This is a genomic window from Streptomyces prasinopilosus (genome assembly GCF_001419695.1).
GTDB classification, from domain to species: Bacteria; Actinomycetota; Actinomycetes; order Streptomycetales; family Streptomycetaceae; genus Streptomyces; species Streptomyces prasinopilosus.
Map to the genome: position 1 here is coordinate 1 of NZ_LIRG01000202.1, position 1,016 is coordinate 1,016.

Consider the following 1,016-nt stretch of genomic DNA (forward strand, 5'->3'; position numbering starts at 1 on the left):
GCCGTGCACGGCCGCCGCCCTCACCGTGGGGGGCCGCTGCCGCCGGTTCCTACTGGTAGGTGATGTCGGACGACGCGTACTTGCAGTAAGTGCCGTCGGCGCCCGATCCGTTGCCGCTGGGCTCGGAACCGTTGCTGTTGCCGATGTACTTCTGGCAGGGGATGATCTTCTTGCTGCTGTCCCCGACGATCCTGATGTTGCGCAGGGTCGCGCTGTCGCCGTAGTTGGTGTTGATGCCGGCGATCCTGCTGCCCTTCCAGCTCACCTCGATGGTGTTGAGGTTGATCGTGCGCTTGTACTGCGTCGAGCAGTTGCCGCAGGAGCGCACGAAGGTGCCGAAGTTCTTGACCGCGAAGTTCGACACGTTCAGGGTGCCGGCGCCGTTGAACTGGAACACCTTGTCGCTGGCTTCCTTGGCCCCGCCGCCGCTGACGGTGTAGACCGAGGACGACGACTTGCCCTTGAACGTGGCCGCGTCCTCGCCGACGTCCTCCCACCACACGTTCTGCAGCGTGCAGGAGCCCTTGCAGTGGATGCCGTCGGCCGCGGGGGCGCCGAGGACGACGTTCTTCAGGACCGCGCCGTCCGCCAGTTCCAGGATCGGGCCCTGGTCCTCGTCCTGGCCGCCCGAGCCCAGGTCGCCCGTGCCGTAGAGGCGCTTCATCCCGTAGTCCTTGGTGCCGGACACCGCGATGGTGGAGGAGACGCCCTCACTGCCGTTGGGGGTCGGCCAGGTGGCGGCGCTCGCCGAGGGCGCTCCGACAGTCGTGAGCATGCCAATCGAGAGGCCGAGGGTGGCCAGCGCCCCGGTCAGTGCGCGCCCGCGGGCGCGGGGCCGTGTTGGTGAAGTCATGTCCCGGTTCCTTCTCTCGTGGTGGGGGGACGTGACGGCGCGGAGACGTCGCACCGCCCGCTCCTGTTCATGTCGCTGAACGGAACGTAGAGGGTAAGCGCTTTCTGGTCAACGCTCCGGACAGCCATATCCGGCCGTCCGGTGTGAGCGCTGTCTCTTATAC

Annotated in this window: 1 protein-coding gene; it reads right to left on the minus strand. The window is 67.0% G+C overall.

Going from position 1 to position 1,016, the window contains the following annotated elements:
* Positions 1–49: 49 nt before the first annotated feature.
* The gene (locus AOK18_RS10145; RefSeq protein WP_055694092.1) at positions 50–853 is read right to left on the minus strand and encodes a pectate lyase; all 804 of its coding nucleotides are present in this window, start codon (positions 851–853) and stop codon (positions 50–52) included.
* Positions 854–1,016 lie beyond the last annotated feature (163 nt).